General features: G+C 72.6%; 12 protein-coding genes. 10 read left to right on the top strand and 2 right to left on the bottom strand.

All coding sequences use genetic code 11. The features are described 5' to 3' along the window. Positions 1-61: 61 nt before the first annotated feature. From ACH4XV_RS22605 to ACH4XV_RS22630, 6 genes are all read left to right on the top strand, one after another. Positions 62-913 (top strand): endo alpha-1,4 polygalactosaminidase, encoded by an 852-nt coding sequence (locus tag ACH4XV_RS22605; protein WP_395792940.1) that lies wholly within the window; start codon positions 62-64, stop codon positions 911-913. A gap of 198 nt (positions 914-1,111) precedes the next feature. Continuing rightward, positions 1,112-2,440, top strand: coding sequence for an extracellular solute-binding protein (locus ACH4XV_RS22610; RefSeq protein ID WP_395792489.1), 1,329 nt, complete (start codon positions 1,112-1,114; stop codon positions 2,438-2,440). A 26-nt stretch (positions 2,441-2,466) separates the two neighbouring features. Further along, positions 2,467-3,426: a carbohydrate ABC transporter permease gene (locus tag ACH4XV_RS22615; RefSeq protein WP_395792491.1), complete on the top strand. Its 960-nt coding sequence runs from the start codon at positions 2,467-2,469 to the stop codon at positions 3,424-3,426. Beyond that, positions 3,423-4,304, top strand: a complete 882-nt coding sequence (locus ACH4XV_RS22620; protein ID WP_395792493.1) for a carbohydrate ABC transporter permease — start codon at positions 3,423-3,425, stop codon at positions 4,302-4,304. The genes ACH4XV_RS22615 and ACH4XV_RS22620 overlap by 4 nt, the downstream gene beginning before the upstream one ends. Positions 4,305-4,371: 67 nt before the next feature. Beyond that, positions 4,372-5,328: a carbohydrate kinase family protein gene (locus ACH4XV_RS22625; RefSeq protein WP_395792495.1), complete on the top strand. Its 957-nt coding sequence runs from the start codon at positions 4,372-4,374 to the stop codon at positions 5,326-5,328. After that, on the top strand, positions 5,328-6,638 hold the full coding sequence (locus ACH4XV_RS22630; protein WP_395792497.1) for an alpha-glucosidase/alpha-galactosidase: 1,311 nt from the start codon (positions 5,328-5,330) through the stop codon (positions 6,636-6,638). Before ACH4XV_RS22625 ends, ACH4XV_RS22630 begins: the two co-directional genes overlap by 1 nt. Positions 6,639-6,933: 295 nt before the next feature. Here ACH4XV_RS22630 and ACH4XV_RS22635 read toward each other — a convergent pair whose 3' ends face one another. Further along, positions 6,934-8,187 carry a GNAT family N-acetyltransferase gene (locus ACH4XV_RS22635; RefSeq protein WP_395792500.1) on the bottom strand — a complete coding sequence of 418 codons (1,254 nt, stop codon included), beginning with the start codon at positions 8,185-8,187 and terminating at the stop codon, positions 6,934-6,936. Between the two features lie 160 nt (positions 8,188-8,347). Between ACH4XV_RS22635 and ACH4XV_RS22640 the strand changes: the two genes are divergently transcribed. The 3 genes from ACH4XV_RS22640 (at position 8,348) to ACH4XV_RS22650 (ending at position 10,740) form a co-directional block, all read left to right on the top strand. After that, positions 8,348-9,541 carry an MFS transporter gene (locus ACH4XV_RS22640; protein WP_395792502.1) on the top strand — a complete coding sequence of 398 codons (1,194 nt, stop codon included), beginning with the start codon at positions 8,348-8,350 and terminating at the stop codon, positions 9,539-9,541. Between the two features lie 129 nt (positions 9,542-9,670). Then, a complete protein-coding gene (locus ACH4XV_RS22645) occupies positions 9,671-10,261 on the top strand; it encodes a CGNR zinc finger domain-containing protein (protein ID WP_395792504.1) in 591 nt (196 codons plus the stop codon). Beyond that, complete coding sequence (locus ACH4XV_RS22650; protein ID WP_395792506.1) at positions 10,258-10,740, top strand: protein-tyrosine phosphatase family protein; 483 nt, start codon at positions 10,258-10,260, stop codon at positions 10,738-10,740. The genes ACH4XV_RS22645 and ACH4XV_RS22650 overlap by 4 nt, the downstream gene beginning before the upstream one ends. Here the strand turns inward: ACH4XV_RS22650 and ACH4XV_RS22655 are convergent. After that, a complete protein-coding gene (locus ACH4XV_RS22655; protein ID WP_395792508.1) occupies positions 10,731-11,696 on the bottom strand; it encodes a polysaccharide deacetylase family protein in 966 nt (321 codons plus the stop codon). The two genes, ACH4XV_RS22650 and ACH4XV_RS22655, sit on opposite strands and share 10 nt — an antisense overlap. Before the next feature lie 153 nt (positions 11,697-11,849). Between ACH4XV_RS22655 and ACH4XV_RS22660 the strand changes: the two genes are divergently transcribed. Next, complete coding sequence (locus ACH4XV_RS22660; protein WP_395792510.1) at positions 11,850-12,524, top strand: formylglycine-generating enzyme family protein; 675 nt, start codon at positions 11,850-11,852, stop codon at positions 12,522-12,524. The last annotated feature ends 454 nt before the right edge of the window (positions 12,525-12,978 follow it).

Raw genomic sequence — 12,978 nt, forward strand, 5'->3', positions numbered from 1 at the left:
TCGCCAGGATGCCAGTCGACATCCGAGGCGGGGACGTATCCTCCGCACCTGGAGTTCGATGATGAACACCTTCCTCCCGGGTAGATCGGCCCGCCGTCTCGCCGCCGTCGCGGCGACCACCGCGGCGATCGCGGGATCCCTGTTCCTCACCTCGTCCGCGAGCGCCGGCACCGCCGGGCCCGCGAACGCCCCCAAGAGCGCCGCCGTCACCCTGCCACCCACCCACGCGAACTTCGACTACCAGATCGGCGGCGCCTACACGCCGCCCACCGGGGTCAAGGTGGTCACCCGTGATCACTCCGCCACCCCTGCGCCCGGCCTGTACAACATCTGTTACGTCAACGCCTTCCAGGCCCAGAAGGGCGCCGAGGGCGACTGGAAACCGGGCGAGTTGCTCCGCCGCGACGACGGCACCGTGGTCTACGACGGCAAGTGGAAGGAAGCGCTGCTCGACATCCGCACCCCCGAGAAGCGCACGTCCGTCGCCGCCAAGGTGAACGCCCTGATCGACGAGTGCGCGGGCAAGGGCTTCCAGGCCGTCGAGCCGGACAACTACGACAGCTACACCCGCTCCGAGGACCTGATCACCGCCGAGAACGCCAAGGCGTTCGTCACGCTGCTCTCCGCGCACGCGCACCAGCGCGGACTGGCCATCGCCCAGAAGAACACCTCCGAACTGGCCCCCGACCGCGCGAGCACCGGGCTCGACTTCGCCGTCGCCGAGGAATGCGGCCAGTGGAACGAATGCGGTGAGTACACCAAGTCGTTCGGCAACAACGTGATCGTGATCGAGTACACCGCCAAGGGCCTGAACACCGCCTGCTCCCAGTGGGGCGGCAAGCTCAGCGTCGTGCGCCGCGACCTGAACGTCGTCCCGGCCGGCAGCAGCGGATACCTGCGCAAGACCTGCTGATCCCCGGCCACGATCGTCGGCCCGGCGCCTCGATCCCGCACGGATCCCGCCGCCGGGCCACCCCCTCCGCCACGCGCCCCCTCGCCCTCGCCCGTCCGAGCCCGCCCCGGGGCGACCGCCGGCGCGCGCCCACCCGCTCTCGCCTTTGCCTCGCCACGCCCCGCCCCCGTACGCGTTCCGACATCTCCCGGAGGTCCAGTGGTTCTCGACCGGTTCCATCCCACCGGCCTCTCCCGACGCGGCCTGCTCCGCATCGGCGCCGGTGCCGCCGCCGCGACGGCGCTGTCCACGACGCTCGCCGGGTGCGCCGGCACCGACGACGGCGTGGGCGCCGACGGCCGGGTCACGATCGAGATGTGGCACGGCCAGACCGACACCGGGCGCGCGGGGTTGGAGGCCCTGGTGGAGCGGTTCCACCAGGCCCAGTCGGGCATCCGGGTCGACCTCGGTGGCGGCGTACTCGCCGATGCGATGCTCCAGAAGATCACCGCGGCCCTCGCCGCCGGCTCCTACCCCGACATCGCGTACGTCTTCGGCTCCGACCTCGCCGGCGTCGCCCGCAGCCCCAAGGTGGTCGACCTGGGCGACACCGTGCGCTCGGCCCCCACTCCCTGGGACGACTACTGGGACCCGGCCCGCCAGGCGGTCACCATCAACGGCCGGGTACGAGCCGCGCCCGCCGTCCTGGACGCGCTCGCCGTGATGTGCAACAAGAAGCTCTTCGAGGACGCCGGCGTCCCGCTCCCGCAACCCGGCTGGACCTGGAACGACTTCCTGGCCACCGCACAGCGCCTCACCGACGCGCAGCGCGGCGTCTTCGGCACCGGCTGGCCGGGCGCGGGCGACGAGGACACCGTCTGGCGGTTGTGGCCGATGATCTGGGACCTCGGCGGCGACGTGGTCGCCGCGAACGGCCGCGACATCGGCTTCCACGAGGTCGGCGCCCGCGCCCTGGAGACGGTCGAGGCGCTGGCCCGCGCCAAGAGCGTCTACATCGACCCCAAGCCCGGCGGCGAGCAGATGTACCAGGTCTTCGCCTCCGGCCGGATGGGCATGGTGGTCACCGGCCCCTGGCAGATCCCCGACGTCACCGAGGCGGGCATCGACTACCACGTGGTGCCGCTGCCCAGCTACAGCGGCCGGCCGATGACCATCTGCGGGCCCGACACGTGGACCGTCTTCGACAACGGCAGCGCCCGGGTACGCGCCGCGCGCACCTTCGTGTCCTGGCTCAACCAGCCCGACCAGGACGTCGAATGGGGCGTGCGGGTCGGCAGCCTGCCGCTGAGCCGGACCTGCGAGGCCAAACCCGAGTGGCGCACCCACGCGGCCGAGACGCCGGGCCTGGACGTGTTCACCCGCGCCCTGGAGACGGCCCGGGTACGGCCCGCGCACCCGGCCTATCCGCAGATCTCCACGGCCCTCGGCGAGGCCATCGTGTCCGTGCTGCTCGGCAAGAGCAGTCCGAGCCGGGCGCTGAACCGCTGCGCCGCCGCGGCCAAGGCCGCCCTCGTCATCCCGCGTTGACGAATCCCGCGTTGAGGAGCCCCTCCATGTCATCCCTGCCCGCTCCACTCACGCTGTCCGACCACGATCGCCGCCACCGCACGCTGCGTCGCAGACGCCGGCGCGAGACGGCGACCGCGTGGGCGTACATCCTGCCCGCCGTCCTGGTCGTACTCGGCCTGAGCATCGTGCCGTTCGTCTGGTCCCTGCTGCTGTCCTTCCGGGCCGACGACCTGGTCACCCCCAGCCGCTGGGTCGGCGTGGACAACTACGACGCGCTCACCCAGGACCCGCACTTCAGCCAGGCGGTGCGCAACACCCTGCTGTACACCGCGCTCTACGTGCCGCTGAGCATGGCCCTGGGGCTGTTCCTGGCGCTGGTGCTCAATCGGCGGATCAAGCTGGTGGGCCTGTACCGCACGCTGATCTTCGTGCCGTTCGTGATCTCCGCGACGGCGCAGGGCGTGTTGTTCTCGTTCATCCTCGACCCGGAGTTCGGCGCGGCCAACTCGGTGCTGCACGCGCTCGGGATCAGTCGGCAGGGCTTCCTCACCGATCCCGGGCAGGCGTTGCTGGTCCTGGTGGCGATCTCGGTGTGGAGCGGCACCGGGTTCTGCGTGGTGATCTACCTCGCCGCGCTCCAGGACGTGCCGCCGTCGCTGTTGGAGGCGGCACGGCTCGACGGTGCCGGGCGGTGGCAGTTGTTGCGGCACGTGGTGATGCCGACGCTCACCCCGGTCAGCCTGTTCCTGGTGTTGTGGCAGACGATCAACGCGTTGCAGGTGTTCGACCTGGTCTATGTGACCACCAAGGGTGGTCCGCTCGGGTCCACCACGGTGATCGTCTACTTCATCTGGGAGCAGGCGTTCAAGAACTTCACCGCCGGATACGGCGCGGCGGCGGCCTACGTGCTGGCCCTCGCGCTCCTGGTGATCGCAGTCGCGTCGAGGCTCGTGCGAGGCCGCAAGCCCGCCGGTGCCGTGCTGGTCGAAGGTGGTGCCAAGTGAGCGCGACGACCGTCGAGGCCGCCCCCGCGCAGGCCCGGCCGGCCCCGGTCGCGGCGCCGCGCCGCCGGCTCCCGTTCAGCCCGTGGCATCTGCTGCTGATGCCGCTGTCCCTGCTGTTCGCCCTGCCGCTGGTGTGGCTGGTGCTCAGTTCGGTGATGACCAACGCGGAGATCAACCGGTTCCCGCCCGCGTTGTGGCCCTCCGGGATCGACCTGGGCGGCTACCGCTACGTGCTCGGCAATGCGATGTTCCCCCGCTGGTTCGCCAATTCGCTGATCGTCTCGGCGGTGGCGGTGGCCTCGAACCTGGTGTTCGGGGCACTGGGGGGCTACGCGTTCGCCCGGATGCGGTTCGCCGGGTCGCGCGTGTTGATGGTGGCGATGTTGGCGACCATGGCGATCCCGTTCCAGCTCACCATGATCCCGACGTTTTTGATCATGAAGCGGCTCGGGCTGATCGACACGCTCGGCGCGCTGATCATCCCGTCCCTTGTGACGCCGTTCGCGGTGTTCCTGCTGCGGCAGTTCTTCCTGTCGCTGCCGAGGGAGTTGGAGGAGGCCGCCTGGATCGACGGGTGTTCGCGACTGCGCGTGTTGTACCGGATCGTGTTGCCGCTGTCCCGGCCGGCGCTGAGCACCGTCGCGGTGCTCACCTTCCTCACCACCTGGAACGACCTGACCTGGCCGTTGATCGCGATCAACCACGACACCAAGTACACGCTGCAACTGGGCCTGACCACCTTCCAGGGGCAACACCACACCCAGTGGGCCGCGGTGATGGCGGGCAACGTGATCACCGTGCTGCCCGTGCTCGTCGCCTTCCTCTTCGCGCAAAAGGCGTTCATCCAATCGATCACCTCCAGCGGTCTGAAGGGGTAGCGATGTCCCGGGAGTTCGACCCTCTCGTGATTCGCCCCCCGTCCACCGCACACACCCGGGAAGCCCGATGCCGCACACCTTCGACCTGCTCGTCCTCGGCGACGCCAATCCCGACGTCGTGGTCGGCCCCCTCGACCGGCCGTTGGCCTTCGGTCAGCACGAACACCTCGTCCCCACCGGCCTGCTCACCCTCGGCGGATCCGGCGCGATCACCGCCTGCGGCGCGGCCCGGCTGGGCCTGTCCGTCGCGATCGCCGGCCGGATCGGCGACGACGACGCGGGCCGCTTCGTGAGCGCCGCGCTCGCGGATCGCGGCGTGGACACCTCGGCGCTGCGCGTCGATCCGAGCCTGCCGACGCCGCTGACCACGGTGCTCACCCGCACCGACGGGGACCGGGCCATCGTCACCGCGGGCGGCACGCTGGCCGCGACCGGACCCGACGACGTGCCCGAGGAGTTGCTGCGCCGAAGCCGGCACGTGCATGCCTCCTCCTACTTTCTGATGCCACGACTCGCGCGGGCGCTGCCCGAGTTGTTGCGCATCGCCCGTGCGGCCGGCGCCGCCACGTCCCTGGACACCAACGACGATCCCGCCGGGCTCTGGGACCCGACCGGGCTCGCCGCCGTACTGCCCGCCGTGGACTACCTGTTGCCCAACGCCCAGGAGGCCCGGGCGTTGGCCGGTACCCCCGCCGCGACCACCGAGCAGGCCGCCGCGCGGCTGGCCGGGCACGGCCCCGTCGTGGTGGTCAAGGACGGCGGCGCCGGCGCCTTCGCGCACGACGGCGTGAACGTGCTGCGCACCCGGGGCATCCCCGCCGAGCCGCTGGACACCGTCGGCGCCGGCGACAGCTTCGACGCCGGCCTGATCGCCGCCCTGCTCGCCGGCGAACCCCTCGCCCGAGCCCTCGATTTCGCCGCCGCGTGCGGCGCCCTGTCCACCCGAGCAACCGGCGGCACCGCCGCCCAACCCACCCGGGACGAGGCGCTGGACGCGCTCGCCCGCAACGGAAAGAACCAGTGATGACCCGCACCAAGATCGTCTTCGTCGGCGCCGGCAGCGTCGTGTTCACCCAGGGCCTGTTGGCGGACCTGTTCGCCTTCCCGGAGTTGAAGGACGCGCACATCGCGCTGCACGACATCGATCCCGAACGCCTGGCCACCGCGCACGGCGCGGCCCGGCTGATCGCCGACGACCGGGGCGCGAGCCCGCTGATCACCGCGCACGCCGACCGCCGCGAGGCGCTGGCCGGCGCCCACTTCGTGATCAACATCATCCAGGTCGGCATGCGCGAGGCCACCCGGACCGACTTCGACGTGCCCGCCGGCTACGGTCTGCGCCAGACCATCGGCGACACCCTCGGCATCGGCGGCGTCTTCCGCGCGCTGCGCACCTTCCCGGTGTTGCGCGCGCTGGGCGAGGACATCGCCGAACTGTGCCCGGACGCCTGGCTGCTCAACTACACCAACCCGATGGCGATGAACGTCGGCTACCTCCGGCGCGCCACCGGCCTGACCCGCGTGGTCGGCCTGTGCCACTCGGTCTACTGGACCATGCAGGGCCTGGCCGAACTGGTGGGCGTGCCCTACGACGAGGTCGACTACCTCGCGGCCGGCGTCAACCATCAGGCGTGGGTGCTGCGCTTCGAACACGCCGGCGCCGACCTGTACCCCAAACTGGACGCGCTGATCGCCCGGGACGAGCAACTGCGGCGCCGGGTAAGGGTGGACATGTATCGCCGGCTCGGCTACTACCCGACCGAGACCAGCGAGCACTCCAGCGAGTACGTGCCCTGGTACCTGGGCCACGACAGCGAGATCAGCCGACTGCGGCTGCCCGTCGGGGCCTACCTCGACATCGTCGACGAGAACGTCGCGGCCTACGAGAGCACCCGCGCCGCACTCGCCGCCGGACAGCCGGTGCCGGTGGAGTCGACCATGGAGTATGCCCCGCAGATCATCCACAGCATCACCACCGGCACCCCGCGCACCGTCTACGGCAACGTGCCCAACCAGGGCCTGATCGACAACCTCCCCGCCGACGGCGTGGTCGAAGTCCCTTGCCTGGTGGACAGGTTGGGCGTACAGCCGACCCGAGTCGGCGCGCTGCCGGCGCAGTTGGCCGCCCTCAACCGCACCTATCTGAGCGTCAACGACCTGGTGGTGCGCGCCGCGTTGGAGGACGAGCCCCGACACATCCGCCACGCCGCGATGATCGACCCGGCCACCGCCGCCGTACTTCCCGTCGAACGCATCTGGGACCTGTGCGACGACCTGGTCCGCGCCCACGGCAACCTCCTCCAGCCGGCCCTGCGCGCCACACTCGGCCACTGAGATCCGGTGATCGACGTGCCCGGCCCGGAGTCCGGCAAGCCGCGACCCGCCGCCCCCCGCGCCGGCCCCCGTTGGCGCGTCAGCGCCCACGCCCCGGGCCACCCCCCGGGATCGACGCGCGCAGCGCGGAGAGCGGCGGAGCCGCGAAGTTCGGGCTGGGTGACCCGGAGCGAAGCGGAGGGGCATCCGGCCCCGAGCGAGGGGCCGCTTTTCTGCGGAGGAGCGAAGCGGGGGAGCGGAAAAGTGGTCCCTCGCGAGCCGGCGCGAAGCGCCCAAAGAGAGCCGCCCCCGTCGCTCAGTAGTCCTCGTGCGCGTACGGCAGCAACTCCGTGCGGAGCGCCGCGTCCAGGCGGTGCGCCGCGCCGGGTGTGGCCTCGGTGACCAGTCCGGCGGCCACCAGCCGGCGGATCGGCGTGCCGCCCAGGTAGCAGGTGGCCAACTCGCGTACGTCCAGGGCCAGATCGGGCGCGGCGTCGGTGGCGGTGTAGGTCGCCCCGGTCGGATCGGCGGTGAGCCGGAAGCGGCCCTGGTTCGCGGGCAGCGCGGCGTCGCGCACGTCCAGGACCAGGTCCACCGGCGCCGCCCAGGACCGCGCGGTCAGCGCGGTACGCACATCGACCAGGCGCAGCCGCAGCGCCGGATACTGCCTGGTCACCCGCACCTGATCGCGGTCCCCGGCGAACTGCAGCAGCGGATCGTCGAGCGGCCGGGCCCAGGCCACCACCTTGTCGATCAGGTCGATCGAGACGAGATAGGCCCACAACGCGGCGGCCACCGGGGCGTCCTGCGCCTCCAGTTCGAACACCTGGAGCATGTTGGCCGAGCCGGCGGGCCCCTTGACCTCCTCCACCCGGTAGACGACGTAGCCGGCCGGGGTCTCGCCCCGCTCGCCGAGCGCGACGACCCGGATCGGCTCCTCGTCCTCGTCGTCGAGGAGCACCATGGTGCGCCACCACTCCTCGTCCCGGTCCAGCCGCCCGCCCCGCCTGCCCCGCACCGCCGCGTAGACCGGACCGAGCAGGCCCGGCGCCTTGGCCGGGTCGACCAGCCGCAACGGCCGGGGGTCGGGTGTGATGCGCAGGTCGAGCGGCCGGCGGGCGTCGATCTCGATGCTGCACCCGAAGGTTCCGTCGCCGTAGCCGAAGCGGCCGTAGATCGTGTCCTCGGAGGCCCACAGGCAGGACAGCGGCTGACCGAGTTCGGCGCACCTGCGCCACTGTTCCGCGATCATCCGGGTCAGCAGTCCGCGCCTGCGGTGGGTGGGCGCCACGGCGACGTAGTCGAGCCCCGCGCAAGGCAGTTCGCCGCCCGGCACGGTCAGCTTGAAGCGGTGCGCGACGACGGCCCCGACGAGGGCGTCGTCCTCGTAGGCGCCGATCCGCCCGCAGACGCGCAGCCTGCCCCGGTGTTGTTTGCGTTCGTCGGCCGAGTCCGCCTCGTGGAAGGCCAGATCGGCGAGATCCACGATGCGATCCACCTGCGACTTGGGGATTTCTCGGATGTCGAGGGTCACCCTCGCGACGCTAGCCGGGTCGGGTTCGCCGCGCATCGAGTTTTCTGCGGGCCTGCCCTGCGCGGCCCGGGGCCGGCCCGGCTCATCCCCCACTTGAGGGATGGGCCGGGGCCCTCGCGCACGCGATCGTCGTCGGCACAGTCACCCGCGGGCCCGAGAACGCTCGTCCGCGGGCCCGAAACGAAAAGGAGCGGTCATGCGGCTGCGTTTGATCGTCCTGGCCGTCGGCACCTTCGCCATGGGGGTCGACACGTTCGTCATCGCGCCGATCCTGGGGCCGATGGCCGACGACCTCGACGTGTCCAGAACCGCGGCGGGGTGGCTGATCACCGCGTTCGCGCTCGCCTACGCCCTGGGCGGGCCGGTACTCGCCGCCGCCGTCGGACACCGGGCGCCGCGCGGCCTGTTGCTCGGCGGCCTCGCGGTCTTCGCCGTCGGCAACGCGCTGAACGCGGTCGCCGGCGACTACGGCCTCGCGATGATCGGTCGTGCCCTCGCCGGCGCCGGCGCCTCGCTCTACACCGTCAACGCCTTGGCGGTGGCCCGGGCCACCGCGCCGCCGGGGCGGGAGGGGCGGGCCACCTCGGTGGTCGTCGGCGGCCTGACCACCGCCATCGTGCTCGGCCTGCCGCTCGGCGCCTGGCTCGGCTCGACCACCGGCTGGCGCGTGGCGCTGTGGCTGATCGTCGGCCTGGCCGCGGTGGCCGGCGCGGGCATCGCCGCCGTGGTTCCCGACCTGTCGGGGCTGCCGCGCCGGACGCTGCGCGAACGCGTCGCGCCGCTCACGGACTTCCGGGTCGTGGTGATCCTCACCGCCACCCTGCTGTGCCTGACCACCAGTTGGACCGTTTACACCTACTTCGACAAGGTGACCCGGCCGGCCACCGACGGCGACGCCGGGCGCACGTCGCTGATTCTGCTGACCTTCGGCATCGGCGCGGTCTGCGGGAACTTCCTCGTCGGCCGCCTGGCCGACCGCTTCGGTCCCGCCCGCACCATCGTGGTCGCCGCGCCGCTGCTCACCGCCGTCGCCGCCCTGGTGCCGGCGCTGTCCCGGTCGATGGCGGCGGCGTGTGTCGTGGTGCCGCTGTGGGGGCTGCTGCACTGGATGATCAACGTGCCGCAGCAGTTGCGGGTCACCGCCGCCGCCCCGGACGCGGTCCCGCTGGTCCTCGGCCTGCACCAGAGCACCATCTACCTCGGGATCAGCGCGGGCGGCGCGGCCGGCGCGGCGGGCTTCGCCCTCGGTGGCCGCGCGGGCATCGGGTGGGCCGCGCTGGCCACGGGCGTGGTGGCGCTGGCCGTGCTGGCCTGGTCGTTGCGGGTCGGGCCGGGGTCTCGGGACGAACTGCGGTCCACCCCGGCCGAGGTGCCGGCGACGTCCGGCTGAGCCCGGGTCCGGAACAACCCGTACGGCCCCGTTCCGGCGGGGCCGTACGGGTGTCGCGGCCGGCCACCCACGAGAATCGAGTAAGGGTTATAGTTCTACTTCACCGCTTACTTCGGCGAAGGGCAACGTGTGCGCATCCCGATGGCCGACTACGTCGCCGGCGCGACCTTCGCGTCCGACCTGGTCAATACCTCGCCCACCGTGCGCACCGACACCGGCGACGCGCTCCCCGATCCGGCCGCGTTGGCGGGCCTCCTGACCGGGCACGACCTGCGGCTCGATGCCCTTGCGGGCAAGGGCGCGCCCACCGACGACGACCTCCACGCGGTTCGGCTGCTGCGCCGGGAGGTGCGCGGCGTCGTCGAGACCGAGACGGCGGAGCAGGCCGTCGCGGGCTCCGGTGTGCTCGTCGCCCGGGCGGGGCTCGCCCCCGTCCTGGACCGGGCGGCCGACGGCGGTTGGCAGTGGTACGTCCCGACCGCGCCGGGGGCGTCGCTCGCCGAGGAACTGGCCGCGTTCGTCGCGGTCGGGCTGTTCGGCGCCGTCCGCACCCTCGGCCACGACCGTTTCCGCGCGTGCGCGGGCCCCGACTGTCGCGGCGTGTTCGTCGACACCAGCCGGGCCGGCCGGCGCCGCTACTGCCTGCCGGACCTGTGCGGCAACCGGGTCAACGTGGCCAACCACCGGGCCCGGCGGCAGCGGGCGGGGGTGGCCCGATGAGCGCCGCGATCGAACATCCGCCCCTGACCGGCGCGCTCCGCCTCCCCGACGGGGCCTGGATCCGGGCGCGCGGGCTGCGCCGTCTGCGGCCGGCGGGTCCGACGCCCGACTTCGGCCTCTATCTCGGCGACGAGCGGTTGCGCCGCCGCCACGACGCGGCGCTGACGTGGCCGCACGTCTGGCTCGACTGGCCGGACTTCCGGCTGCCGCGCGATCGGGAGCGGGCGATCCGGGAGATCCGCGCGCTGCACGAACGGGCCCGCGCGGGTGAGGCGGTCGAGGTGGCCTGCGGGGGAGGCATCGGGCGTACCGGGACCGTCGTCGCGTGTCTGGCCGTACGCGCCGGCATCGCTCCCGCGGACGCCGTCGCCTGGGCCCGCGAACACCACCACCGCCGGGCCGTCGAGACACCGTGGCAACGCCGCTGGGCGCGCCGCTTCCCGACGGACGGCTCCGGATCGTCCGGGCCCTACAGGTAGTCGTCCAATCGGGCCAGGGCAAAGCCCTGCGCGGTGGCCGTGTCCACGACGCGGCGCAACATCTGGGCCATGTCGCCCTTCCACTGCCCGGGGCCCCGGAAGTGGGTGAGGATGATGTCGCCCGGCTTGAGCCGATGGTCGTAGCGATACTCGATCCGGTCCGGGAACGCCTCCTGGTTCCAGATCGGGAGCGCCACGATCCCGCACGACTGCGCCGCACGCAGGGTGTCCTCGTTGAACTCGCCATACGGCGGCCGGAACAACCGCGACGCGACGCCGATCTCGCGTTCGGCGGTCTCCTGTTCCCCGCAGATCTCCTGCTGCTGCCGCGCATAGCCCAGCTTCCGCAGGTCCGGATGATTCACCGTGTGGTTGTTCACCGCGACACCCTGCTCGTGCAGGCCCCGGAAGTAGTCCCAGCCGCCGCGAGCCAGATAGCCGCTGACGAACGCGCTGAACGGCACGCCCAGTTCGCGGGCCATCCGGGCGAACTCCGGGTCCTTCTCCGCGCCGTCGTCGACGGTGAGGAAGACCACCCGGTCCTCGGTGGGCACCCGGTGCACCACCGGCGGCAGATCGCCGTAGCGGGTCACGCCGGGACCCGACCTCAGCACGGGCCGTGTGGCCGGCGGCGCGGGGGCCGCGATCGGCGCCTCGGCCAGGCCCCACTTCCGCGCGGCGGCGGCCCGACTCGCCGCGATCCGGGCGGCCTCCTGCTGCTCGGCACCCAGCCGGGCGGCCCGGATCTGCGCGTCGGCCTGCTCCCGGACGGCGTCCGGAATCGGCGCGGCCGGTGCGGCGGGCACGCCGGGCGCGTTCGCCGCCGCGATCGGCTGCCCCGGCTTGGTCCGCGGCGCGCCGGCGTCCTCGTCCGCGCACCCCGAACCGGCCAGGCAGGCACACAGGCCGAGCGCGACACCCCATCGGGTGAGCGCGCGCCACGACGGGGACCTCATCGCATCCACACAGCTCATGGCGCCCCTTGTTGCCCGCTCCCACCGACTTCGAACCCGGACGTTTGTTCGCCTCGAATGCCTCCACGCCTCGCACGGCCGAACGAACCGAGGTCCGTGACGGCACGCGAGCCGGCCACCACTAGGTTTCCGATCATGGACGCGACTGTGGACGACGCGATGGTCCCCCTCCCCGCCGGACGGGTCACCCTGCGCGATCGGCGCACCCGACACAGCTGGTCGGTCGACATCGCGCCGTTCCGGCTCGCGGTGTTCCCGGTCACCCAGGCGCGGTACGCGCGGATCACCGGCGAGCACCCGAGCGCCGCCGTCGGGGACCGGCTACCGGTCGAGGGCGTGTCCTGGTACGACGCGGTGCGCTTCTGCAACGCCCTGTCCGTACACGAGGGCCTCACCCCGGCGTACCACCTCGCGGCGGGCGTCGAGCCGGTCGCCTGGGACACCTCGACCGACGGCTACCGACTGCCGACCGAGGCCGAGTGGGAATACGCCTGCCGCGCCGGAACCACCGGCCCCCATCACGGCCCGCTCGACCACATCGCCTGGTATCGCGCCAACTCGGCGGAGCGTATCCACGACGTGGGCGGCAAGCAGCCCAATGCGTGGGGCCTGCACGACATGCTCGGCAACGTCTGGGACTGGTGCTGGGACGTGTACGACGCCGAAGTCTATGGCGAATACCGGGTGTTGCGCGGTGGTGGTTGGTTCGACGAACACTGGAGCCTGCGCGCCGGCGCCCGTCGGCGCAGCCATCCGAGCTACCGCGTGGACGATGTGGGATTCCGCGTCGCCCGCTCGATCCTGCCCTGAGCGGGCGACCGCGTCGCAACTGCCCTACACGGACGGCCGCGCGGGGCGAATGGAGGCGGCCCGGCGAGCGGACGGGGGGCCGGACGCCGGGCCGCGGCGGGCCCGGCCACGGGGGGAGCCGGCGCCCACTCGCACCACTTTCCGCCCCGGCACCGGTGCCGCACAAGCCCGAACACGCCGACACCGGAGGATAGCCGGCCGACGCACGCCGTGGGAGCGCGCTCATCGGTATCCGGCGCACCCCCGGCGCGCGCCCGGCCCGGGTATGGCCGATTCCATACCCTCGCCCGAACCGGCTCGCACCCGAACCCGGACCGGGGCCGGGGCCGGGGCCGGCTTGGGCATTACTCCCCAGGTCCCTTGAGCCGGCGGCACCGACCACCGCCGACAGCACCGACCCGACCCCCGCTCCGGCGGCCGGGTCCTCGTCGTGCCCGCGCCCCCCGCCTCCCAT

Origin of the sequence: Embleya sp. NPDC020630, assembly GCF_044334985.1 — a bacterium.
Classification (GTDB): domain Bacteria; phylum Actinomycetota; class Actinomycetes; order Streptomycetales; family Streptomycetaceae; genus Embleya.